The 23698-nt window shown below is 36.6% G+C and carries 30 protein-coding genes and 1 pseudogene; 16 read left to right on the top strand and 15 right to left on the bottom strand.

The window, feature by feature from the left end; translation table 11 throughout:
• Nucleotides 1-15: 15 nt before the first annotated feature.
• Nucleotides 16-1674, bottom strand: a complete 1659-nt coding sequence (locus ACMGDK_RS02215) for an FAD-binding dehydrogenase (protein WP_436806424.1) — start codon at nt 1672-1674, stop codon at nt 16-18.
• A 167-nt stretch (nt 1675-1841) separates the two neighbouring features.
• The gene (locus ACMGDK_RS02210) at nt 1842-2009 is read right to left on the bottom strand and encodes a lmo0937 family membrane protein (RefSeq protein WP_436806423.1); all 168 of its coding nucleotides are present in this window, start codon (nt 2007-2009) and stop codon (nt 1842-1844) included.
• A 240-nt stretch (nt 2010-2249) separates the two neighbouring features.
• Here ACMGDK_RS02210 and ACMGDK_RS02205 point away from each other — a divergent pair, with 240 nt between their 5' ends.
• Nucleotides 2250-2714: an NUDIX hydrolase gene (locus ACMGDK_RS02205; protein ID WP_436806422.1), complete on the top strand. Its 465-nt coding sequence runs from the start codon at nt 2250-2252 to the stop codon at nt 2712-2714.
• Nucleotides 2715-2718: 4 nt separating this feature from the next.
• Here ACMGDK_RS02205 and ACMGDK_RS02200 read toward each other — a convergent pair whose 3' ends face one another.
• Complete coding sequence (locus ACMGDK_RS02200) at nt 2719-3210, bottom strand: hypothetical protein (protein WP_436806421.1); 492 nt, start codon at nt 3208-3210, stop codon at nt 2719-2721.
• A gap of 148 nt (nt 3211-3358) precedes the next feature.
• The gene (locus tag ACMGDK_RS02195) at nt 3359-3748 is read right to left on the bottom strand and encodes a Fur family transcriptional regulator (protein ID WP_436806420.1); all 390 of its coding nucleotides are present in this window, start codon (nt 3746-3748) and stop codon (nt 3359-3361) included.
• Nucleotides 3749-3834: 86 nt separating this feature from the next.
• Between ACMGDK_RS02195 and ACMGDK_RS02190 the strand changes: the two genes are divergently transcribed.
• Nucleotides 3835-4173, top strand: coding sequence for a MerC domain-containing protein (locus ACMGDK_RS02190; protein WP_436806419.1), 339 nt, complete (start codon nt 3835-3837; stop codon nt 4171-4173).
• Between the two features lie 139 nt (nt 4174-4312).
• Nucleotides 4313-5710, top strand: coding sequence for an alkaline phosphatase (locus tag ACMGDK_RS02185; protein WP_436806418.1), 1398 nt, complete (start codon nt 4313-4315; stop codon nt 5708-5710).
• A gap of 51 nt (nt 5711-5761) precedes the next feature.
• On the opposite strand, the gene ACMGDK_RS02180 is transcribed toward ACMGDK_RS02185, so the two are convergent.
• Nucleotides 5762-6364 carry a DNA-3-methyladenine glycosylase gene (locus ACMGDK_RS02180; RefSeq protein WP_436806417.1) on the bottom strand — a complete coding sequence of 201 codons (603 nt, stop codon included), beginning with the start codon at nt 6362-6364 and terminating at the stop codon, nt 5762-5764.
• Between the two features lie 218 nt (nt 6365-6582).
• On the opposite strand from ACMGDK_RS02180, the gene ACMGDK_RS02175 reads away from it, so the two are divergent.
• Nucleotides 6583-6927 (top strand): hypothetical protein, encoded by a 345-nt coding sequence (locus ACMGDK_RS02175; RefSeq protein WP_436806416.1) that lies wholly within the window; start codon nt 6583-6585, stop codon nt 6925-6927.
• Nucleotides 6928-6957: 30 nt separating this feature from the next.
• Nucleotides 6958-7410: a hypothetical protein gene (locus ACMGDK_RS02170; RefSeq protein ID WP_436806415.1), complete on the top strand. Its 453-nt coding sequence runs from the start codon at nt 6958-6960 to the stop codon at nt 7408-7410.
• 72 nt (nt 7411-7482) lie between these two features.
• Here the strand turns inward: ACMGDK_RS02170 and ACMGDK_RS02165 are convergent, their stop codons facing one another.
• The 3 genes from ACMGDK_RS02165 to ACMGDK_RS02155 form a co-directional block, all read right to left on the bottom strand.
• The gene (locus ACMGDK_RS02165) at nt 7483-8049 is read right to left on the bottom strand and encodes a YciE/YciF ferroxidase family protein (protein ID WP_436806414.1); all 567 of its coding nucleotides are present in this window, start codon (nt 8047-8049) and stop codon (nt 7483-7485) included.
• A gap of 142 nt (nt 8050-8191) precedes the next feature.
• Nucleotides 8192-8422 (bottom strand): hypothetical protein, encoded by a 231-nt coding sequence (locus ACMGDK_RS02160; RefSeq protein WP_436806413.1) that lies wholly within the window; start codon nt 8420-8422, stop codon nt 8192-8194.
• 10 nt (nt 8423-8432) lie between these two features.
• Nucleotides 8433-8660 carry a glutathione synthase gene (locus ACMGDK_RS02155; RefSeq protein ID WP_436806412.1) on the bottom strand — a complete coding sequence of 76 codons (228 nt, stop codon included), beginning with the start codon at nt 8658-8660 and terminating at the stop codon, nt 8433-8435.
• Between the two features lie 169 nt (nt 8661-8829).
• Between ACMGDK_RS02155 and xth the strand changes: the two are divergent.
• Nucleotides 8830-9603: pseudogene (gene xth / locus ACMGDK_RS02150) on the top strand (exodeoxyribonuclease III).
• 11 nt (nt 9604-9614) lie between these two features.
• On the opposite strand, the gene ACMGDK_RS02145 reads toward xth, so the two are convergent.
• The 4 genes from ACMGDK_RS02145 to ACMGDK_RS02130 all read right to left on the bottom strand — a co-directional run bounded on the left by ACMGDK_RS02145 (nt 9615) and on the right by ACMGDK_RS02130 (nt 15254).
• Nucleotides 9615-10226 (bottom strand): alpha-ketoglutarate-dependent dioxygenase AlkB family protein, encoded by a 612-nt coding sequence (locus ACMGDK_RS02145; protein ID WP_436806411.1) that lies wholly within the window; start codon nt 10224-10226, stop codon nt 9615-9617.
• A 19-nt stretch (nt 10227-10245) separates the two neighbouring features.
• The gene (locus ACMGDK_RS02140; protein ID WP_436806410.1) at nt 10246-11031 is read right to left on the bottom strand and encodes an XRE family transcriptional regulator; all 786 of its coding nucleotides are present in this window, start codon (nt 11029-11031) and stop codon (nt 10246-10248) included.
• 113 nt (nt 11032-11144) lie between these two features.
• Entirely contained in the window at nt 11145-14012 is a 2868-nt protein-coding gene (locus ACMGDK_RS02135) for an AsmA family protein (protein ID WP_436806409.1), read from the bottom strand.
• A gap of 279 nt (nt 14013-14291) precedes the next feature.
• Complete coding sequence (locus ACMGDK_RS02130; protein ID WP_436806408.1) at nt 14292-15254, bottom strand: beta-1,6-N-acetylglucosaminyltransferase; 963 nt, start codon at nt 15252-15254, stop codon at nt 14292-14294.
• 406 nt (nt 15255-15660) lie between these two features.
• Here ACMGDK_RS02130 and ACMGDK_RS02125 point away from each other — a divergent pair, with 406 nt between their 5' ends.
• Nucleotides 15661-15921 (top strand): bacteriocin-like protein, encoded by a 261-nt coding sequence (locus tag ACMGDK_RS02125; protein WP_436806407.1) that lies wholly within the window; start codon nt 15661-15663, stop codon nt 15919-15921.
• A 166-nt stretch (nt 15922-16087) separates the two neighbouring features.
• Nucleotides 16088-16228, top strand: coding sequence for a hypothetical protein (locus tag ACMGDK_RS02120; RefSeq protein ID WP_436806406.1), 141 nt, complete (start codon nt 16088-16090; stop codon nt 16226-16228).
• Between the two features lie 239 nt (nt 16229-16467).
• Here the strand turns inward: ACMGDK_RS02120 and ACMGDK_RS02115 are convergent, their stop codons facing one another.
• Nucleotides 16468-16791 carry a nuclear transport factor 2-like protein gene (locus ACMGDK_RS02115; protein WP_436806405.1) on the bottom strand — a complete coding sequence of 108 codons (324 nt, stop codon included), beginning with the start codon at nt 16789-16791 and terminating at the stop codon, nt 16468-16470.
• Between the two features lie 18 nt (nt 16792-16809).
• Complete coding sequence (locus ACMGDK_RS02110) at nt 16810-17601, bottom strand: SDR family oxidoreductase (RefSeq protein ID WP_436806404.1); 792 nt, start codon at nt 17599-17601, stop codon at nt 16810-16812.
• Nucleotides 17602-17729: 128 nt separating this feature from the next.
• Between ACMGDK_RS02110 and ACMGDK_RS02105 the strand changes: the two genes are divergently transcribed.
• Together ACMGDK_RS02105 and ACMGDK_RS02100 are read left to right on the top strand one after the other, a co-directional pair.
• Nucleotides 17730-18113, top strand: coding sequence for a winged helix-turn-helix transcriptional regulator (locus ACMGDK_RS02105; RefSeq protein WP_111953557.1), 384 nt, complete (start codon nt 17730-17732; stop codon nt 18111-18113).
• A 716-nt stretch (nt 18114-18829) separates the two neighbouring features.
• Nucleotides 18830-19225 (top strand): VOC family protein, encoded by a 396-nt coding sequence (locus tag ACMGDK_RS02100; RefSeq protein WP_436806403.1) that lies wholly within the window; start codon nt 18830-18832, stop codon nt 19223-19225.
• Nucleotides 19226-19411: 186 nt separating this feature from the next.
• On the opposite strand, the gene ACMGDK_RS02095 is transcribed toward ACMGDK_RS02100, so the two are convergent.
• The gene (locus tag ACMGDK_RS02095; RefSeq protein WP_436806402.1) at nt 19412-20194 is read right to left on the bottom strand and encodes a YdcF family protein; all 783 of its coding nucleotides are present in this window, start codon (nt 20192-20194) and stop codon (nt 19412-19414) included.
• A gap of 256 nt (nt 20195-20450) precedes the next feature.
• On the opposite strand from ACMGDK_RS02095, the gene ACMGDK_RS02090 reads away from it, so the two are divergent.
• The 6 genes from ACMGDK_RS02090 (at nt 20451) to ACMGDK_RS02065 (ending at nt 23679) form a co-directional block, all read left to right on the top strand.
• Nucleotides 20451-20783: an ArsR/SmtB family transcription factor gene (locus ACMGDK_RS02090; protein ID WP_436806401.1), complete on the top strand. Its 333-nt coding sequence runs from the start codon at nt 20451-20453 to the stop codon at nt 20781-20783.
• A gap of 63 nt (nt 20784-20846) precedes the next feature.
• On the top strand, nt 20847-21311 hold the full coding sequence (locus tag ACMGDK_RS02085; RefSeq protein ID WP_436806400.1) for an SRPBCC family protein: 465 nt from the start codon (nt 20847-20849) through the stop codon (nt 21309-21311).
• Between the two features lie 88 nt (nt 21312-21399).
• Nucleotides 21400-21978, top strand: coding sequence for a YdeI/OmpD-associated family protein (locus ACMGDK_RS02080; RefSeq protein ID WP_436806399.1), 579 nt, complete (start codon nt 21400-21402; stop codon nt 21976-21978).
• Nucleotides 21979-21997: 19 nt separating this feature from the next.
• Nucleotides 21998-22408 carry a DoxX family protein gene (locus ACMGDK_RS02075; protein WP_436806398.1) on the top strand — a complete coding sequence of 137 codons (411 nt, stop codon included), beginning with the start codon at nt 21998-22000 and terminating at the stop codon, nt 22406-22408.
• 38 nt (nt 22409-22446) lie between these two features.
• A complete protein-coding gene (locus ACMGDK_RS02070; RefSeq protein WP_436806397.1) occupies nt 22447-23004 on the top strand; it encodes a DUF4256 domain-containing protein in 558 nt (185 codons plus the stop codon).
• 174 nt (nt 23005-23178) lie between these two features.
• Nucleotides 23179-23679: a hypothetical protein gene (locus ACMGDK_RS02065; RefSeq protein WP_436806396.1), complete on the top strand. Its 501-nt coding sequence runs from the start codon at nt 23179-23181 to the stop codon at nt 23677-23679.
• The last annotated feature ends 19 nt before the right edge of the window (nt 23680-23698 follow it).

Here is a 23698-nt window from a genome sequence, read left to right as displayed (position 1 = left end):
TTTACTTTTAATATTTTAAAGTTCTGCTATATATTTTCCGGCTTTCATTCCCGAAAAAATACAGCCTCCAAGAAATGTTCCTTCCAGTGCACGGTAGCCATGCATTCCGCCACCGCCAAAGCCCGCAACTTCTCCTGCTGCATAAAGCCCGTCGATCACCGTATCATCATCTCTTAAAACCTGTCCGTTAAGATTCGTTTTAATGCCGCCCAGTGTTTTCCTGGTAAGAATATTGAGCCGTACAGCAATCAGAGGACCATTCTTAGGATCTAATATTTTATGAGGGGCTGCAACCCTGCCGAGTTTATCTCCTAAATAATTTCTTGTATTCCTGATATAATTAACCTGCGTATCTTTTGAATATTTATTATCCAGTTCCCTGTCTCTGGCTTCGATCTGTTCTTTAATTTTTTCATAATTCAGAAGGTGAGTACCAGACAGTTCATTCATCTTTTCCACCAAGGTTTTCAGATCATTTGAAACAATAAAGTCTTTTCCATATTCTTTAAAAGCTTCCACAGGTCCCGGTGCTTTTTTTCCAAAAATCCTTCTCAGAAAAAGAGCATAATCTTTATTGGTAATATCCGGGTTCTGCTCTGACCCGGAAAGGGCAAATTCTTTTTTAATGATTTTCTGGGTCAGGATAAACCAGGAGTAAGAAAATCCTGTATCCTGTATATGCTTCAGAGTCCCCAAGGTGTCAAATCCCGGCAGGTAAGGAGCGGGAAAGCGGTTTCCTTTAGCATCAAACCATAGAGAAGACGGTCCCGAGAGTATTCTGATGCCATGTTTCGGCCATATCGGATTCCAGTTTTCTATTCCTTCTGTATAATGCCACATTCTGTCGGGATTGATAATGTGTGCGCCGGAATTTTCTGCAATACCGATCATTTTTCCATCCACATAGGCAGGCACTCCGCAAACCATATTTTCCGGAGCTTTTCCCAGTCTTTCCGGCCAGTTTTTTCGTACCAGTTCATGATTGGCTCCTATGCCTCCTGATGCAATGATGATATGAGATGCGTTATATTCAAACTGTGAAATCACGTTTCTGTTGGTAACAGCACCTCTTTCTTTATCATCATTTTCAAGAATATCACCTTTGAGCCCTTTGGTTTTACCATTTTCTATGATCAGTTCAGTCACTCTATGTCTGAATTTCATCTGTAAAAGACCTTTTTCTTTTGCTTCATACGCTTTATCTACAAAAGGCTTCACAACTCCTGTCCCGGTTCCCCAGCTGACATGGAAGCGCGGCACGGAATTTCCGTGGCCGGTTGCTGATCCGTCTCCGCGTTCAGCCCAGCCTACCATAAACATAAACCTGATCCCCAGCTTAGAAACATATGCGTATTTTTCATAGGCAGCAAATTTCAGATAGGCTTCGGCCCATTTTCTGGGCCAGTAATCTTCCGGACGGTCAAATCCGGCTGTCCCTTTCCAGTCCTGGAGGGCCAGCTCATAAGAATCTTTAATTCCCATTTTCCGCTGCTGTGGTGAATTGATCAGAAACAAACCTCCGAACGACCAGAACGCCTGTCCGCCAATATTCTGTTCAGTTTCCTGATCCAGAAGAAGTACTTTTTTTCCGGCATCAGTAATTTCCATAGCAGCAGTTAATCCTGCTAATCCTGTTCCCACAATAATAACATCAGGCTGGAATTTTTCTTCCATTGTATTGAATTGCTTTTATTTATACTTGCATATATCTATAATAAATATATAAAATATTCAGACGTAAACCTGAAGATTTTTATCTTCAAATATCTCATTAAGATCAAAAAACAGGTCAGAAATATTCTAACCTGTTTTCATTTTACTCAATAAAGCTTTAATTATTATCATAGTGGCCTTTTGCCGGAAATGATATTATAAAGTATTACAATAATGGCAATTACCAAAAGAACATGCACTAAGTAACCGGTACTCATTCCCGGCACAATACCTAACATTCCCAGAAGCCAGACAACGATACAAATGACGGCTACTAACCATAATAAATTTCTCATGACTTAAATTTTTTAATGTTATTCTCTTTATTTAATACATATTCCATGCCTTTATGAATAAAATTCTCAATAGTAATGAAAATGTGGTACTTATAATATATATTTAAGAAATAAAAACAGCTAGTAAAAGTATTTCAAAAAGTATTGAAATGCTTATAGATAAAACGTTTGCAGGCATATAAATTCAAAATATAAAGAGATTGAAGTTAAATATCTTTAAAATTACCTTATCTTAAAGCTATGAAAACAAGTGCCGGCATTTTGCTGTTTAAAAGAGAAAAAAACAGTCATTATTATTTTCTTGTTCATCCGGGCGGTCCGTTCTGGAAAAATAAAGATGCAGGCTCGTGGTCTATTCCAAAAGGCGAGATCATGCCTGATGAAAATCCGCTGGAACGGGCTGTAATTGAGTTTAAAGAGGAAACAGGTCAAACCATAGAAGGAGAATTTATCGCTTTATCACCTGTTAAACAGAAAGGTGGTAAAACTGTTTATGCATGGGCTTTGGAGAGCGATCTTGAAACATCAGGACTTTACAGCAATACATTACAGATGGAATGGCCACCAAAATCCTCTAAAATGATTGAAATTCCTGAGGTAGACCAGTGGGAATGGTTTGAATCGGAAGAAGCTCAGAGAAAAATCAATCCCGCGCAGGCGGCTTTTATAACAGAACTTGAAAAAATACTAAACGAATTGAAATAGCTTTTTATTTTTTGATTCCGATAGACTCCAAAGCATTAACCGTCAGATAAATATCATTAAAAACCGTCAGTGATTCAATATCTTGAAATGCAGATGACATCATATCGCTTTTGTTAAAAGAGAGTTCAACTGCTTCATCATAGGAAGCTACGATTCTTACCACGGAATATCCATTGTAAGCAATGGTAAAACCTTCGAACAGGCAGTTCTTTTCTGCAGTCTGATATTCGCTGTATTCTTCAAATCCTGCAGTATCAGTTCTTTTTACAGCATTATGATCAAGCGATTTCCAGGAGGTATAATTCTTCGGCTCTTTCAATACATTTCCTTTTAGATCTACAGGAACAAACATTCCAAGCATCAGAGGACGTCTTAGAAAATTAGCATAGTTTTTCATCAGACGTAATGTCTGAAGATCGGCATATCCTTCGTTAGAGTAGTACTCAATAACAAAATCTGTCATAGGAATCAGCTTGTGGGAAGCTTCAGTCGGCATAATTAGTGTTTTCTTTTATGAAAATAAAAATAGTACTTTTATTTGCTTTACCAAACATTAATCTGTTCCAGATACAGGAAAAGCTGATGCCGGAATTTTATAAACGTCCGGAAAGCAAACAAACGATCAGGCGGCGGTGCACTAGGTTCTATACTTTGGAACATTTCGGACATATTCCGCTTACTATAAAATTATATTCCTGTGCTATAAAGTCTGGCGGAAGGCTGATATCAGGAACCACATTTTCAATGCAGGTCACTGAATGGCATTCTTTACAGTTGAAATGAATATGATTGTGGAAATGCTTTTCTGAATTACATTTTCCACTGCATTTTGCGAAATTCACAACACCGTCAACGTTAACAATTTTATGAATAAGCCCTTCATTTTCAAGTCTTTCAAGAACCCTGTAAATTGTCACTCTATTGCAGAGATCACCCAGCTTTTTCTGGATATCCGGTTGTGAAAGAGCTACATCAGAATGATTAATGACATTTAAAATTTCAGTTTTAGCCTGTGTATTTCTGGTTTGTTTCATTTTTAATGCAACAAAGTTGCGTTATTTGGAATTTTATCTATACTTTTGCAACAAAGTTACAATAAGAAATTTAAATCCCCATCTTTATGAAATCAAAAATTCTTGATGCAGTAGGAATTTCTGCAGCGGTCCTCTGTCTTATCCATTGTATTGTTTTTCCTCTGTTAATGATCATTCCGTTGGGAATATCCCACAATCCTTATATTGATCTTGCCTTCCTTATCATTGGTGCTGTTGTAGTCTATAGAGTGACTAAAAATATAGCCAGCCGCTGGCTTAAATTCCTTTTTTGGATTTCTATTATCCTTATCTCAGTTTCTGTTTTGGCCGATTTAATCTTTGAAACCCATATTCCTTTGATTTATGCAGGAGCAGCGGGATTAATTACAGGCCATATCGTCAATTTTAAAAATCACAAGCATTAAGTATAATGATTCTGATTAGTTTGAGATTCCTAAGCCGGAATGGTTTGGAATATTAAATATGAAAATTCATAATTAATTAACGCAACGTGATTTCATTAGTTAGTATTACCCTCTAAATTGCAATACGAAATTTATCAAGATGAACAGACGCAAATTTTTAAAAGGTTCTGCATTGCTGTCAGGCCTATTTACCCTAAATCCGGTTGATTTTTTTGCCAACAGTGCAAAGGAAATTTCGGGTCCCGGGAAAAAAGCAAAAAATATTATTTTCATGATCAGTGATGGGATGAGCTCAGGAACTTTGGCAATGGCTAATCTGTATTCTCAGAATATCATGGGAAAAAACGGAAACTGGATGAATCTTTATCTTGAAAATAAAGTTTCCAGAGCTTTGATGGATACTGCTTCTGCCAGCTCTATTGTTACAGATTCTGCTGCAGCCAGTTCATCTTTTGGAAGTGGATTCCGTGTGAAAAATGGTGTTCTTAATATTGGAGCCAATGGAGAAAGATATGTTCCAATCTGGCAAAAATTTAAAAAGGCTGGAAAAAAGACAGGCTGTGTGACGACAGTAACTATTACCCATGCGACTCCGGCAGGTTTCTGCGTTAATTCAGACAGTAGAAATGCAGAAAATGAAATCGCAGAAATGTATGCTGAAATAGGTTTTGATGTGATGATGGGTGGCGGAGATGAATTTTTTAATCCCTTAAAAAGAAAAGATAAAAAAGATATTTATGCCTTTTATAAGCAGAAAGGCTATCAGGTTCTTAAAAATAGGGCAGACATGAAAACTGCAGAAAATGGAAAGAAAGTTTTAGGGGTTTTCAATTCCGGTGCTCTGCCATATTCCATCGACAGGGCGAATATTCCTGAGCTGCAACAGATGCCTTCTCTTGCTGAAATGGCTAAAACCGCTATTCATCAGATGAAAGATCATCAGGAAGGTTTCGTCTTACAGATCGAAGGCGGAAAAGTTGACTGGGCAGCACATGCCAATGATATTTCTGCTTTAATTCATGACCAGCTGGCTTTTGATGAAGCTATAAAAACCGTAATGGATTTTGCAGAGAAAGATCAAAATACATTGGTGATCATCACAACAGACCACGGAAATGCTAATCCAGGAACAATTTACGGACCGGATGCCACCAAAAACTTTAACAGCATCTCCGATTACCGATACACCAATGAATATATTCTGAACGCTATTCACCCGGATTTTAATCTTCAGCAGATGAAAGACTGGATCTATGAGACCAACAAAATACGTCTTGCTGATGATGAGGCCAAACATTTGCTCAGTTTTTATTCAGGGCTTGAAAAGCAGGAAGCTGGACTTTATAATTATAAAAAATTACCTTTTAAAGCCTATTCGGAAATTCAGAGAAAACATAATTCTGTCGGATGGATCAGTATGGACCATTCGGGAGATTATGTAGAAGCTGCTGTTTATGGCCCGGGGAAAGAACTTCTGTCACCTTTTATTAAAAATACAGACCTGCATTACCTGATGTTAAAAGCTGCACAGATATAAATACCACGAACAGACATTTTTATTGATATTAACATTTTTAAACAAGAATTCTCAGGATCTGGGTTTGCTTACATATTTGTTGCCTCTGACATAAAAACGCCATAGCAGCAATGCATCTTCCTGAGCGTAGGCAACTCCAATCCGCGGTCCCGAAACAATCTCGTCCGGAGAATATTGAATTCCGTGGTCTTCGATCCATATTTCATTTCCGGTTAAATCTTTTTTATTAAAAGAACGGTCAATACCCAAAGCTTTAGCAGCTGACCCCGGCCCTGATGAAATAGCAGTTTTAGAAGCCGGCATATTCCGCCTGAGCTCCATAATTTCGGAGCCTACTAATGGTTCTACGGCTCTTACCAATACTGCATGGGGCTCGCCTTCAACGGAGCTTACGACATTAAAGAGATGATGAATTCCGTAACATAAATAAACATAGGAAACACCGCCTTGGGTATATAATGTTTCGGTACGTCCGGTGCGGCGGCCTCCATAAGCATGGGAAGCTTTATCTATGACACCGAAATAGGCCTCGGTTTCTACGATGATTCCCGCTGTGATGTCCCCATTTATTTCAGTGAAAAGTACTTTTCCCAAAAGATCCTTAGCCAGGAAAATAACATCCTGATTCAAATAGTAAGAAAGTGGCAACTTCAAATCCGTTTATTTATTTGCAATTTTAAGATAAAACAAAGTTAAACAACTGATATTAATTATTGTTATGATGATAAGCTTAAAAACAAAACTGATATAAAAATTATATCTAAGATTAACCTAAGTTCAGGATAAGATTATTCAAAATTCAAGTTAAAATTATTAATTTCAAGGATGAATGATTTAACTTAGAAGATTATTGATTAGAATAATTTAAACTTATGGACAATTATCTTTTTTCAGAAAGACCGGAACCGGACTCCGTTGCGTTTGGAGTAAGGCTCGCCAATCTTGTTGCGGATAAATTACAAACCGGCGCTGTTCTGGGCTACAGTCACAGGGATTATTGCGGAATGGGTATGAAAGTAAATGAAGATCAGAAGTTTATATACGGAGAAATATATGACGGTGATTTTGATCCTCCCAGAATCTTTGAAACCCGGGAATTATTTGTGACCTGGCTTTCCTCTCAATCTACGGCATCACTGGCACGCTTAGATGATGAAGAATTCTATAAAGAAAACCAGGTGATCACAAAAAAGCGTCTGCTGGATTTTATAAGCTGATAAAATGGTATAAAAATCAAAATTTCTGTTATGAAAGCATTCAATATTTCAAAAGGCAAGTATGAAAAAAAATCAAGGGAAATGATAGTCTCTTTCAAATCAATTCATATGGTATTAGTCCTTCCTTTTTATATTATTTCCTGTACGCCGGATGTTACAAAAAAAACCGCGCAAAAAACAGAACCTCTCTGCTGGAAAGATATCCGGGTGGGCGAACTTCCCCCGGAAGGAGCCTATAGCGGTATAGACAGTCTGGTGAAAAAATGGAATTTGTGCTATGAGCGGATAGAAACCGGATGCGAGATAACCGACAGCATTACCCGATTACAAAAACAGTATGAACATTCCAATACTATTTATTTCAAAAGCCTTGAGAAAAAGTTGGGAAAGAACTGGAAACAGCAATTTGACAAAGAACTCCGGGTATCAGACAGTATCAACTGGATAAAGATCAACCGGGAAATAGACAGTCTGAATCAGTAATTGAACAGACATGATTATTAATAATAAAAAAAGAGACCTGTTTCCAGGCCTCTGTCGATTTATTATATAATATTATTTTGCTTTACTGTTAATGGCAGTATCCGCAATTTTAGTGAGCAGTTCATCACATTTTTTTTCTTCATTAAGAGTTGCCAAAAGGTTTTTTAAGCATACTTTCTCATTCAAAACTTTAGCATAGGCGGCCAGCGATCCATAAGTTGCAATTTCATAATGTTCCACTTTCTGTGCAGCTGAAATTATTCCTGCATCCCTTACAGCTCCTGCCTGGGTTTCTTCCATGATGCTTTTACCCTCATCTAATAGTCCCTGCATGGCATCACATTTTTTAGCCTGTGCTTTTTTGCCAAGAGCAGCAAAACATTCTTCAAGTCTTTTTACGTGAATTTCTGTTTCATTAAGATGCTGTTCAATAGCGGTTTTCAGTTTTTTGTCTGTTGCATTCTTATGCATTTTAGGAAGCGCCTTTACAAGGGCTTTTTCTGCCCAGTAAATGTCTTTAAGTGAGTCTTCAAACAAATCTTTCAGTTGCTTGGCCGCATCTTTTTTAGCAGGCGTTTTTCCTGTTTTTTTTGCTGCAGTTTTCGAAGCTGCTTTTGCTGTTGCTTTTTTAGTTTCCATAATAATATAATTTAGTGATTGATTATTCGATGATACAATATCTGCAATTATGGGACCAGCCTGTATTTTCGGGTATGTATGTGGCAGATCATAACAGTTTATGAATACGGAAATTTTTAATAAACCAATAGGGAAGAGGCTCTTAATCTTCCGTTTCCTTTTTGAAGCTCATCACTTCGTACTCATCATTTGAACAGTATTTTTTACAGCTGCTGTCATTAAAATCATCAGGATTTTTCGAAAAATCCTCTATATATTTTGCGCTTTCTCCGGTATCCGCAGGGGTAATAATGATATGAAAATTCTGGAGTACAGATTTATCCGCTTTTTTTAGAGCTTCTTTTTTATATTCTAAGGCTTCACTATATTTCATAAGCTTCTTTTTATTTTTCAAAAATAATTCTGCCGTCGAATGGCTCACTCCATTTTATAAAGATGCGGTCATTCAGCCTGGTGATCATAATCTGAACTGTTTCAAATTCTCCGTTTTCGTTTTTCCTTTCAACGATAAGGTTCGATCCCTGACCAATTTCCTGAATGGTAAATTCTAACTGGTACTGATTTTCATTATTCAGTACAAATTCTGCTTTTGTGAAATTTTTATTTAACATGGAATAAAATTTTATTTTTAATGTAATGAATAAATTATGCCAATATAAAACGAAATTTTATTTTAATTATAAAATGTATTCTACATTTAAAATACCTTATTGCTGTTCAGTATGATGGAATAATTATTGCCTCATAAATACAGATCCAGAGTTTCTAAATCATCTCAATATGAAAATAGCAACATATAATGTAAACGGAATCAATGGCCGATTACCGGTCTTGCTGCAGTGGCTGAAAGAAGCCGGACCGGATATTGTCTGTCTCCAGGAATTAAAAGCGCCACAGGAACGTTTTCCTCTAAAAGAAATCAATGCTGCAGGATATGAGGCTATATGGAACGGACAGAAAAGCTGGAATGGGGTAGCCATACTTGCCAAAGACCTGGAGATTACAGAAGTTCAGAGGGTCCTGCCTGGAAATTCTGAAGACGTGCAAAGCCGTTATATTGAAGCTATTATTGACCAGATGGTGATTTGCTGCCTGTATCTTCCCAACGGAAATCCTTATCCAGGGCCTAAATTTGATTATAAACTAGACTGGCTTAAACGTTTTAAAAAGCGAACTAATGAATTCATCAAAATGGAGCTGCCCGCAGTACTTATCGGTGATTTTAATATTATTCCCGAGCCCAGAGATGTTTATAAGCCTGAACGCTGGGAAAATGACGCATTATTCAGGACAGAAGTAAGAAAAGTCTAGAGAGAGCTGTTAAATAAAGGCTGGCTTGATTCCATCCGTACGCTATATCCCGACGATACTGTTTACACTTTCTGGGATTATCTGTATAAGGCATATGACCGTAATGCAGGCATTAGGCTGGATCATATTCTGTTAAGTCCATATCTCCATTCAGGCTTACGGTCCGGCGGTGTCGACAGCCATGTCCGTGGCTGGACGAAAAGCAGTGATCATGCGCCTGTATGGATTCAATTGGAGAAATAAATACCTGCTTCCTATATTTCATGAACCAGACGGAAAGTAAGGTTAATCCGTGGTTTCATCAGTTTTGCAGATTTGGCAATGCGGTGTTCCCAGTTTACCTGCAAATCACCTTTCATAATCAGCAGGGATCCGTGCTGAAGTGGTAAGCTGTATTTATTCCGATGGTCATCTGCCTTCCGAAAATCAAAATTTCTTACCTGACCCAGGCTTACGGAAGCAATGACGGGACGGTTTCCCAGCTCACTTTCTTTGTCACGATGCCAGGCTACCGAATCGTTTCCGTCACGGTATAAATTCAGCAGTACAGAATTAAACTTATAACCGGATGATTTTTCTATCTGCTGTTTTAAGGATAATAATTCAGGAAGCCATGGATTGACATTAAAAGAGTTGCCACCTAACTGATAGGTCCTGCTTGCATCTCCGTACCATGCTGTCAGTCTCGGAGTGAGAACCATTTTATCATACATTTTCTGGGTTCTCTGCTTCCATGGAGCCGTACGAAGCAGAAGCTCCTCAAGTTTTGATGCTTCATCTTCCGGCAGAAAATGCTCGGTGTATTCGAGCAATTCTTTCGGGAACCGGAAATATTCATCTGAATTAAATAAGCTTAATTGATCCATTATACTGTTGATATCAGCTTTATTTAGATTTACGGCGTCCGGAAACCTTTTTGTCCAGCTGCTTAATATCCTGCTTCAGTTCGCGGAACATTTCTTTAAAATTATAGTTATCATAGTCACCCGGCTCAAAGTCTTCAGGAAAAATTCCTGATGCATACTGCCAAATCTCTACAATTTCTTCAAAAGGAATATCATAAGGTTCGTAGAATGAATTATCGGCACTTACACAGATGGTGTTTCCTTTTTTTTCTTTGAAACGTTTGTAGGTAATTCCGTCATTTAAGGTGATGAAAACATAGGTTTTTCCCGGCTTCAGTTCATCAATTCCCTCTACATATTTCCCTACGATATAGGAACCGTTCCTAAAAGGCGGCATGGAATCTCCATCTGCAGGAAAAGCTCTGTATTTGCCGTTAGTCAGGAAGGGTAGGGCAATTCTCTGCAGACTTTCAATATAACCAACATCACTGTAGCCCTCAAGGTAACCCATTGAGGCTTTCTGCGGAATAATCTCAATAGTATCATTTCCCAGATCATCTACAGCTACCGGAAGGACAATCCTGTTGTCCGAAAGCTTCAGCATGTCTTCAACCGGATATTTTTGGATATCTACAGAGACCAGAAGATCAATACTGACGTGAAAATATTTAGATATTTTTATAAGAAGCTCAATAGGTGGTTCCGAGACTCCGTTTTCATATTTGGAATACCGTACACGGGAAATTGTTAATTCATTGGCTACAGATTGCTGGGAGAGTTCTCTTTTATCTCTCAAAAATCGAATATTGTTTGAAAAAATAGACATTGATACAAAATATATCAACAAAAATACAAATTCAGATTAAAAAAGCATCTGTTTTTACAGTACAAAACTTATAAATCACATGCAACCTGTTTTTTAGGTAAATGCCTATCCGGTTATTTTTCCTTAAGATCGCTGTGAATCTGCTTTTCCGCATTTTTAGCTTTTTGTTCCTGAGCCTGTTTTTCCTTCCGTTGCTGGCGCCTTGTTTTTTTCTCGGCACGTCTTTCTTCACGAATTACTTTATTGGTTTTTTTATTATACAGGGCATCAATAATTCCCTGGCCTGTTTTACTGAAAATTTTAATTTTCGGTTGCGCATGGGTTCCGGTTACAACTATAGGAAAACCAATCCATCCGCCCGGCGGCAGCCCAACTCTTATTCTGAGGTCCAGTAGTCCATTGAAGCTTGTTGTTCCGCTTATGGAAGGTCTCAGTACGGAAACTTTAAATGTAAATTTGTCAACATGGATCAGGTTGTTTTTGATATGAGACTCAATATTAACCCCTTTCATATCAGGATTATCAAAAGCCTGCGCGCCGATATTATCACCTACAGCAGAAAGCATTTTTAAGTTTTTCACTTCCACATCACGAAGATTAACAATTCCACCGCCTTCCAAGGATGGATAAATGGGCTTCATATTTTTATCAAAATCACCTTTCAATTTGTAATCCAGCGACACGATTCCTTTAACATTCTTTGCCGCTGTGGCCATTTCACGCACCATCTCAATTTCTTTATAGGCACGCTGAACATCAAAATCCTGAACTTTGAGGGAGATATCATAATTGGCAGTCAAAGGAGACTCATCCTGATAACGGGCATCAATGTTCATGCGGCTTCCGATAATGTCGAATGACGTGTTTTTAAGATAAACCTGGCCCGTATTAACAGAAGCATTTCCTTTAAGATGATGAAACGCCAATCCTTTGAATTCAACTTTTTTTGCATTGGCTTCCAGGGAAACATCAAGGTTTTTCGGAATAATGACAACACCGCTGCTTTCCGGGTTTTCTACTTTTGCATATTCAACTTCTATAGCCTTATCGGTATTATCTCCGCTTTTAAGTGCCATAAACTCATCAATTAGGATATAATTGGAGTTTAAGCTAAATTTTCCGTGAAGAGTTCCTTTTCTTTCAATAAAATAGTTGATGGTATTTAAAAGATAACCGTTTAATGCAAAATCGGATTTCCCATAAGTAGCAAAGAATTTTCTGAACCACATTTTTTCATTCTCAAACCGAAAATTTCCTTCTTTGATAAAAAATGACTTTGGAAGATATTCTGTAGTCGCTTTAATATTCTTTAAAATCAAGGTTCCTTTATTGTCAAGCTTGCTGTACTGGCCTGTTGTTGCATAGCTTTGCCGGCCATTGAGCGAGAGATCCGCCATGATGAGTCCGCTGACATCAAATCCTTTTTTGGCAAAAACTTTATAAATTCTTCCAACATTCAGGACTCCTTTTGCCCGCACTTTATACAGCAGGTCTTCAAAATCCTGCAGATCAGCATCGACGAAAACAGGGTTTCCCTCAAAATCGAAGCTGAAAGGATCCAGTTTCACACCAAGACTTCTGAAAGTACCGTCTGTATTGATAATGTTGGCTACCAAATTGATATTCTGGATAGGATTGGGGTAATATTTTGTTTTGATCAGACCGTTTCTAAGATGAAGATAACCATCGGTTTTCGGGAACAGCTTTTTGTCCAGACTAAAAATACCATTGGCTTTGATATTGGTGTTCATTAGTCCCCGGACATCAATATCTTTCAAGCCTAAAGCCTGGTCAAGCGTCTGAAGATCTACAACACCTTTTATATCTGCATTTACCTGCATTTCATTCAGGCCTTTGGTTTTCACAAAAGCACGGAATTTGTTGTTTGGGCCGAGATCAAAGCTCAGTTTTTTTAAATCTACAGCAAGCTGATTGGTATCTAATGACGGGAGATCTATATTCAGATCCATATTCAGGTTATTCATAGGGACGGGTGCCTTTCCGTTGGAGACAAAACCGTTTTTAACCAAAAGACGTACTTTGAGTCTTGGCTTGATGTTTTTAGGCTCGCTGAACCTTCCTTTTATATGGAAATACAGATCGCTGTTCCCTTCAATTTGGGTATCTTTTGCCCAATCGAGATACTGTGGCGGTAATACGGAAATCATTTCCCGGATCGTAGTTTTTTCCGAAGCGGCATTGATATCCATATTGTAGCCATCCCTGAGAATACTGATAAAACCAATGAATTTTAAAGGAAGATCATTAATTCTTAATTCATTTTTCTTCAGAACAAAAGTTAAGGCATTGGTATTAATTCTTGTAATCAGGTCAGCATGCAAGGTTTTTTGTCTGGCATAATAAATCCTGTTCAGGCTAAAATCCACTTTATCAATATCAAGATTAGTCTCAAGATCGAAAATATCTTCACTTAAGCCGCCTTTGCCGGTATAGTTCAGGCCTTTAGCATTCACCAGAACTCTTGCAGAGTGATCATTGTATCTGATATTCCAATTTCTGAATTTAATCAGATCCAGCTTTATAGATGCTCCTGTTTCTGCAGTATTTTTGGACTTTTCGGAAGGTTTGGAAATGTATACGTTGTAGTTTGCCTCGCCTTTACTGTTCACAAAAACATCCGCATTGGCATCGGTTACATATATTTCATCAATTTTTACTTCACGGTTGAAAATCAGATTTTTAAGATTAATTCCTACCGCAACCTCTTTCGCTGTCAGTAAGGTATCATTTTGAAAAGGTTTTGAACCCTGTAAAACAAGATTATCCACTGAAACCGTAAGGGAAGGGAAGTGCCGGAAAAAAGTAAGATGTGTCTTTTTATAGTCGAGTTTTCCCGCAAGATGTTTATTGGCAAATATTTTTACCTGCTGAGAAATTGTTCCCGGAAACAGTATGGGAATAATAAACATCAAAAACAAAATGGCAGCTATTGAAATTCCTGTCCACTTTAGAATTTTCAAAATTATTTTTTTAAACCTTTCCATGGATTCATAATTTTGATTGGTTACGTTATAAACCTTATAACAATAATGAGTTATTACAATCTAAAATCAAGCCATTTGTTAAAATTTTTATCCTAAAGCAAAGTCAAGCCCATACCATATCCATCCGCAGGAATTCCTAATATCCCTCCGTTTTGTAAGCAGATAAGGAAATTAATTACAAAGAAATCCTGACCGAAACAGCCAGGATTTCTTTGCAATTGAGAAAATTTTTCAGGTTTTCATCAGTTCTACATTTTAATTGAGGTGATTTAAATTTTTAGCAATACTTTTTATGTCACCTATTTTAATAAAAGTTTTAAAAGGCTCATTGTACTGGTCTTTAATACATCCTATGATTTTGCTATCCACATTATCATCGAATTTTCTTGCAAAAAGATGGTTTCCTGTTTGTAAAAAGTCCAAATCTGTTTCAGTAAAAGTTTTTGGTCTCAATTTAATATCCCCATCGGGAATCCAGATAATTGCTCTTTTATCATCATCTACCAAAATGCCATCAAAAGAAGTATTCATCAAAACGGTCTGGAAGAAAGACTCATCTGCAATTAAGGTATTCAGATAATAATCCTCAAATCTTTTCACCTCATTGCTGTTGCAGATGAATTCACAGCAGCTTCTGGTGAGGATCATCCATTGCCCGCCAATATAGGGAATGACACCTTTCATAAAATCTCTTTTATAGGTTTCCTCCGAAATTTTATCTTCTGATTCTTCGAAGTAATTTTCAATCCGGTTCATTGTTTCTGGCCTGCTTTTCTTCTGGTCCGCAATTTTTATATAACTCTTCCCATTGTTTTTTGACAGAAATTCTTTGATGATCTCCTGTGATTTCAAAGGGTAATCCTGGCCGCTCAAGTTGATAAAGTAGTCCCATTTCATCTCCATGTCCAGCAGGTATTTCATTCCGTCCAGCTCTGCCTGAACCATGCTGTAGCCGCCCCAAATAACATTTTTACTTTTAAGAATATGTACATTAGGATATTTCTGCAAAAAGACACTGATTTCTTCACCGATTTCCTGATTGGCTTTTTTATCGATGTGAATAAGGTAAAAATTGGAAGGATCGTAAAGTGCCTTAAAAAGTCGCTTGAATTGATCAGGTAAACGATGTACTAAGATTAAGTACGCAATATTGATAGATTTCATCGGAATATTGCCGATATCGTGTCCATTACTGTCGTCCGGGTAAATATTTATCATTTTACATTTATTTAAAAATTATGAATGTTTATAACTTATTTTATAAAGTATTAATAGACATTTTCGTAAATATACAAAAATTTAATGACATTTTTTGTATAATAAATAATCCAAAAAAACTACAATCTCTAATTGTCCTAAAACTATTCTATTTTATTTTTAAAGATAATCTCTGAAAATTCAAATAAATTAAGATCATCAAAAAGCAATTTATTAAATGTCTTGTAAATTATTCATTTTCATTAAAATAAGCATGACAAATCAAATAATGACATATTCATTAAATACAATTTATTATAATCAAATACTAATAAATAACCATTTTTAATTATTTATTTAAAAATAAATGAATCATATTATAATTATTCCTATATTAGTGAAGTAATAATCACATAAATTTTATATCATGAAAAACTTTAAAAAATTAGACAGAAAAGAATTGAAAGCTATTTCAGGTAACGGGATATTTGATAATATCGGCGGCGTTATTGGTGGCCTTGGCGGAGTAGTAGGTGGTGTTGGTACTATTGTTGGCGGCGTAGTTGGCAGTGTTGGTGGTGCAGTAAATGCAACAGGTCAGCTTGTAGGAACTACATTATGCAACGTACAGTGCGTAATCAATGGAGTAGTACACATTCAGGTACTTTCATGCGGTTCTACTTGCTAATCCAAAGAAGCAAGAATATAATGTATACCGCTCTTTCAGAGCGGTTTTTTTATGGACTTATCTATCGAAGTAAATAAGAGTATTTTTAATTAAAATTAATGGCATACTTTTTTATATAAACTACTTAAAAAGTGTGATGAAAATAATTAAAAGTATTGGAGTTATTATGTTAGTCGGATTATTCGTAACATCTTGTGCTCCGAGATTAAAGCCTAACGGAAATCATGGCCTTCCGCCTGGACAGGTCAAAAAAGTAACTGGTGCTAAATCAGCAAAACATTACGCACCAGGAAATTATAAAAAATAACAATTTAGAACCTCTCAATTCAATTGGGAGGTTTTTTTATGCACGCTATTTATACAGTTACTAAGTTGTTTGCTTTCTTGCGCAAAGTAACCTGAAAAAAATAGATTATCTTGGCAAAATTGAGTTGTAAATATTATTCTGTTGGAGAATGGATAAAGTATCAGAAAATACAAAAAAGATTTATTACTTCCGAGAATGGTTTGCCCTTTAATCAAAAAACGGCTAAAATTAGCCGTTTTTTAATCAGTTACTTCCAAACGTTGTATTTGTCCGTCAACAATTTCAAAATGAAATTTTAATACAATTGGACTCCCAGGAAATGTACCTGAACACTCTGCAGATAAGACACTTGAACTGCCATTTTCTTCATAACTGACAGGCGTCATAACCGATTTGTAACGCTCGTTGGAATCTGCGATCCAATGCTCTATTTCTTTTCTTCCATTGTGTGTTTTTCCTTCATCAAAAACAACAGCTGTATCAGAAAAACAATTTGCGTAGGCAACGCTATTAAAATCGTTCTGAGCTTTTACTAATTCTGTGATTACTTTTGGTAAATTCATTTTTTATTTTTTAAATTATTAAATTGTTGGTACAGTACCACCGTCGATTACAAATTCAGTTCCTGTTAAATAATTGGCTCTTGGTGACACAAGAAAACCAACTAATTCAGCTACTTCTTTTGGTTCGGCAGGTCTTCCGAAAGGTATTCCACCTAATGCATCCATTACACCTTGTTGTGCTTCTTCTACAGTACTATTTGCGGTTCTTGCAATTTCACCAAGCCAAGCTTCAGATGCTGTCGTATTAATCCATCCTGGGGAAACAGTCAGTACCCGAACACCTTTAGGGGTAACTTCGTTCGATAAACTTTTACTGTAGTTTCTTAATGCTGCTTTTGCAGCTGCATAAGGCAAAGTTGAATCATAAAGAGGTAATTTACCCTGAATTGAAGCGATGTGAATGATAACACCACTTTTCCTATCGATCATTTGTGGTAAAAAACCTCTGTCCAGTCGAACAGGAGCAAGCAAATTAGCTTGTAGGGTTGATTGCCAGTCATCATCTGTTAGTGCAGCAAAACCGCCTGCAGGCGTAGATGATCCCCCAAGGTTATTTACAAGAATATCCAGTCTTCCATAAGTAGACAATACTTCGCTGATTACTTTTTGTGTTCCTTCTTCCTTGCTCAGATCGGAGGCAATAAAATGCAGATTGCTGTTTTCTTTTTCAGGTGTATTTCTAGCAGAAATGATAACTGTTGCGCCAGCTTGTAGCAACCTTTCTGCAATTGCTTTTCCTGCACCTTTTGTACCTCCTGTTACCAATGCAATCTTGCCTGATAACTCATTGTTGAAATTAAATTGTTCCATTTTCAAGAATTGTTTATAGGACAAAATTGGGGTATAACAACAGTTTGCACAAGTACGGAATTACGATTCATATAGGGATAAATTATTCCCCTATTGCACTAATCGGAACATACGTTTAATTTTGCAATATGTATGAGAGAAAAATAATACCGAACTTAAATTGCGGTCTTGATCTGATCGGTGAAGTACTTTATGGTAAATGGAAAATACGTTTGCTTTGGTTCATTGATCAGGGACATAAAAGACCAAGTGAATTGCAGCGTAAGATACCGGATGCAACACGACGGGTTTTAAACATTCAGTTAAAGGAATTGGAAGACCACGAATTGGTTACAAAGAAAATTTATCCGGTCGTACCTCCAAAAGTAGAGTATAGTTTAACTGAGTTTGGTAAAAGTTTGATTCCTGTAATAGGTATTTTAGGTCAATGGGCGGATCAACATGAGGATCGGCTAAGAACGTTGATTATAAAAAGAATTCAAGGATCTGCTGATATAGAAAATTTCAGCTAAATTAATCTCAAAAAATAATTATTAATAATTGTAATCTTTTATATGAAACTTTATTAAACGTTCTAATAAACATACAATTAATTCATTAATATAAATCTAGTAATTAATTAAATATTAAGCTTTTAATTAGTATGAACAAATATGCTATTATATGCAATTTAACATAATATAAATTATAGGACAAATAATATTCCAACAGGATAGAACTGTAACCTCTTCAGATTCTGCTATTTTCAAAATTTTCCTGCTAAATAGTCTCTAACGGATTCTGAGAACTTTTCTTATTCAATCTTCCCAAAACTTTTAAAGCTTCCATCATTTTCAATCTCATCAAATAAGATTCGTGGTCTCAGCTGCTAAATTTTTTTTTTCTGCTACAAGCCTATAGCCGGCTAAATTATTCCTGATCTGCTTAGCATGCTTATATAGCGTAAAAATCCAATCTCTGAAAAAAAATGACCGTACGGCATCTCATTGTCATAAAAAAATGTTCAAGCAGTTCTCCATGATTTTCCTATCATAAGATGATTGAAACTGATGCTCTGTCGGTTTCAGCAAAGTTTTTCCCAGTGTTCACTCTCTTCATTTTACTAGCCAGTTCATGTTTATCCAATATATTATGTTAAATTGGACCATAAATACAAAATCTTGTCTCATGACAATTCTAGTTTCCTTAAAAGCCTATATCTTTATTATATCCAAAAAAATAGAATAATATGAAACCTAAAATGATCTGGGCCAATCTTGGAGTAACCAACCTTGAGCGTACCCAAAAGTTCTATACAGAACTCGGGTTCAAGCCTAATAATCCTAATTCATCTAATGAACTGGTCAGCTTTTTCTTCGGTGAAAATGAATTTATCATACACTTTTTCCTGAAAGAAATACTGGAAGCCAATGTAAAAAATGTAAAATTCAGCGACGCACAGAATCCCAATGAAATCATCTTCACTCTGTCAGCAGAAAGCATAGAACAGGCAGATCTGTGGGCCCGGGAAGTTGTGAAAGCCGGCGGCACTATTGTTTCGGAACCTGAAAGCTTTGGAAATCATTATTATGGCTTTGTCTTTGCTGACCCTGACGGCCATAAGTTTAACGTCTTTTATATGTAGGAATACAAAATTGCCCGTATATCTCCCCTGTTTTCAGTCAGATAGCACAGTTCCTGACTTGAAAAACACGGCTTATTTGGACGTTTTATCATTTTTTGTACAGTGGGTTTATACGTGATGTTTGCGGAAGTTTATTATTTACTTCTGTAGTTTTACAGACATCATAAGCTAATAAGTTGTAAAATACTACCCATTCATACCCAAACTGTTATACAGCTGTACCTGCCATATTCCCAGAACCTCTTTAAGCATCACAAACGTAAATGCTGCATTATAGCTGTTAGGAAATATCGTGATTTCCGTATCTATAAAATCGGATGCCTTCGGAACAGGATTCAGTCCGAATGTCTGAAACAGAGAAACAGATCTTTTCATATGAAACCCTGAAGTTACCAGATAAACATTGGAAGGAGCCATCTGCCTGACTATCTTGCTGGAATATTTTGCATTCTCATAAGTATTCATGCTTTTATCTTCCTTTATGATATCAGCATCTGAAACACCCATTTTTTTAAAATTTTCACTGAATAATTCTGCTTCACTCGTATGCCCTCTTCCCTTTCCGGAAATTAATATTTTACAAGGGAGATTATTTTTCCTGTATTCATGATACAGCTGATAGGCTGTTACCATTCTGGAATAAGACATGGTATGCAGCTTTTCTGTATTGTCAAAATTTACAACTCCGCCGCCCAACACTACAATAACAGGATTTTGAGAAGCTGTATTCTTATTTATCGTAGTATGAAGGTAGCTTTTCTGCAGATATCCGGAAGTTAATTTTCCCAGAAAACCATTTCCTATAAAGATGATCATCAAAACTACTGCGATGAAGATTCCTGTTCTCAGATTTTTACGTTTATTTTTCTTTTTCAGCAGAGCAATGATAACTACTGCAAGAAATACAAGGAAATAAGGTTCTGTAAAAAGTTGTAAAACACGAAATAAAAGGTCTAATAAAAATTTCATCTATAGATAATATTGATTAATGTAGAAACATCGGATCTTCAAAGATAAGGTAATTTCCTAAGTACAGCTTTCTACAGCAGACCATTTTGTACATGCATTCAGTCTCAACTAGCAAATCAAATCAATAGATCAGGAATAAGTAAGGTATAAAAAATAAAAAAGCTTCTATATTAATTCAAGACGCTTTTCTATTTTCTCAAAAAAAACTTGCGTAGTTAAATAACTACACATATATTTGTAGTCATATAACTACACAATGAATTTAAGAAGAGATGTATTTCAGGCGATAGCAGATCCTACGAGACGATCTATATTGATGTTGGTGGCGGCACAGTCGATGACGGCGGGAGCTATTGCTTCCAATTTTGATACGGCAAGACCTACCGTTTCAAAACATCTCCAGATCCTTACAGAATGCGAACTGCTGAGATCTGAACAAAACGGCCGCGAAATTATCTATCACCTAAATCCCAATAAAATGAAAGAAATAGCCGATTTTATAGAACCTTTCCGCAAGATGTGGGACGAAAAATTCGACAAGCTGGAAAGTGTGATGAAAGCCTATCAGATGAAGATAAGTAATGAGTAATGAGTACTATTCTCATTCAAAACTCTCCTGCTCTAATGCACTTTAACCCAAACACTCAAAATCATGGAATTAAAAACAAAAATTCACGCCGAAGACGCCAAACAGGAAATCTTCATCATCAGAGAATTTGATCTTCCTGTAGAACTTCTTTTCAAAGCGTATACAGAAGCTGAACTTTTCGAGCAATGGATGGGAACCAAAGTAACCAAATTCGAAAATAAGCAACACGGAAGTTACCGTTTCGAAACGTTAAATCCACAAGGTGATGTGGTTTTCAGTGCCAACGGAACCATTCATGACATGGTTCAGAATGAGAAAATTATAAGAACTTTCCAGATGGAAAATACACCTTTCCCTGTTCAGATCGAGTTTTTAGAATTTGAAAAATTAACGGATACCACCAGCAAAATTACCATCCAAACGATTTATAAATCTGTAAACTTCAGAGATCAACATCTGAAAATGCCATTCGCTCAGGGTATTAATATGGCGCATAACCGTTTGCAGGAGATATTAGGCAGCAGATAATTTCTTGTAAGTTATAGGTCTCATTATCCCGAAACTAAATAACCCGCACCCTGAACCCCAACTCTCAAACCCAAGAAACCCAAACCACATGAATCCAAAAGTTAATTTTTTCTTCGAAAATGCCGGACAATGGCAGGAAGAATTTGAAAAATTAAGAGCTATTGCCCTCAGCACCGAGCTTGTAGAAGATTTAAAATGGGGCTGTCCCTGTTATACCTACGAAGGGAAAAATATTTTCCTGATCCACGGTTTTAAAGAATATTGTGCCCTGCTTTTCTTTAAAGGAGCTTTGATGAAAGATCCCGATCATATTTTGATCCAGCAGTCTAAAAACGTACAGGCTGCAAGACAGATCCGTTTTACCGATATAGAACAGATCAATGATTTGGAGCCGGTTATCCGCAGCTACATGTTTGAAGCAGTGGAAATTGAAGAATCAGGTGCTAAAGTGGAAATGAAGAAAACAAAAGAGTTTGAAATGACCGCAGAGTTTCAGAATGAACTGGATCAGAACCCGGCATTAGAAGAAGCTTTCAAAGCACTGACTCTGGGAAGACAAAGAGCTTACCTACTCCACTTTTCCTCTGCAAAACAGTCCAAAACCCGTGAAGCCCGCATCGAAAAATGCATCCCGCAAATAATGGACGGTATAGGATTAAACGATTAACATTCAAAAAACTATTTTTATGGAAACACAGAACAAATCTCAAAAAAGAAACAGGATCATCTACTGGATCTTCACGATCTGGATGGCATTGGGAATGGTATCTACAGCCATTGTCCAGCTTATGAAAAATGAGGATGAGCTCAAAAATTTCACCCATCTCGGCTATCCAGCTTACCTGATGACAATAATCGGGGTATGGAAACTCCTGGGTGTTATTGCTGTACTGATCCCAAAACGTCCACTGCTTAAAGAATGGGCCTATGCCGGATTTTTCTTTATAATGTCCGGAGCCCTTATTTCCCATATCATTGTGGGAGATACTTTTGGAAGAACTTTTCCGGCTCTTCTATTGCTAATTTTAGTTATTATTTCATGGTATTTCAGGCCTTCTGACAGGAAAATCACAATGGTTGATCTAAATGGCCAGTAGAAACTATTATTTAAAATCAAATATTAACAAAAACTGATATGAGCAAAAAGAAACTGACAGCCGAACAAAGCGCAGAGCTTTTAAAGGTATTAAGAACCCGTTTTGAGAAAAACATGAAACGTCATAAAGACCTGACCTGGGAAAAGATCCAGTCAAAACTGGAAGCAGCCCCAGAAAAACTCTGGTCATTGAACGAAATGGAAGAAACGGAGGGAGAGCCTGATGTGATAGCCTACGACAAAAAAACAGACGAATATATCTTCTGCGACTGTTCTCCGGAAAGCCCTAAACGCAGAAGCCTCTGCTATGATTACCAGGCTTGGGAAGCCCGTAAAGCCAACAAGCCTGAAAATAACGTTATTGATAAAGCCACTGAAATGGGCATTGAATTATTAACAGAAGAACAATACAGACAGCTGCAGGAATTCGGAAAATTTGACCTGAAAACTTCCAGCTGGGTAAAAACTCCGGCAAATATCAGGGAACTGGGCGGAGCCATTTTCTGTGACAGACGCTATAATACGGTTTTTATGTATCACAACGGAGCAGATTCTTATTATGCAGCAAGAGGGTTTAGAGGAGTATTAAAAGTTTAAAGATCAGAATGAATAAACTTAACTATCCTTATTCCTTAAATTCTTCTTAATGGTTTAAATTTTTAATCAACAATATATAAAACAGTTATATTTATAAATAATTTTCTTTCATATCTAAATACTATTACTATTTTAGTACATTTAAAATTTGAGTTTAATATAATAACATTAGGTATGAAAAAATTACTCTTACTGGGGTCATTATCGGTTTTTCTTATGAATTGTAATAAAAAAACGGAAACACCGGCTCCAAAAACCGAAACTGATACAGCAGCTGTCATCGAGCCTGTGATAGATACGCTCGGACCCAAATCATTCTGCTATATTGGGGTTACAGGAAAAGACAGCGTTTTTGCCTCTATTGATGATAACCTGGGAACCATCACCGGGAAATTAGCTTATAAAAACCATGAAAAAGACAGTTCTAAAGGAGATGTAACAGGTTTTAAATCAGGAGACACCCTGAAACTAACCTATGAATTTCAGTCTGAAGGAACAAAAAGCAAAAGAGATATTTTCTTTATTCAGAAAGACAATACTTTAACAGAAGGAATCGGGGATCATAAAGAGGAAAACGGACAGTCTAAGTATGCTGATGAGAAAAAAATCAGCTATAAAGACGGGCAAAAATTGGAAACCGCAGACTGCAAAGCAGTTTCAAAAGCTTTAAAATAATATAAAAAATTAATTATTC

The organism is Chryseobacterium hilariae (assembly GCF_051400735.1).
GTDB lineage: Bacteria > Bacteroidota > Bacteroidia > Flavobacteriales > Weeksellaceae > Chryseobacterium.
Note: the sequence above shows the minus strand (reverse complement) of the source record. Positions and strands in the feature narration are given on the sequence as shown.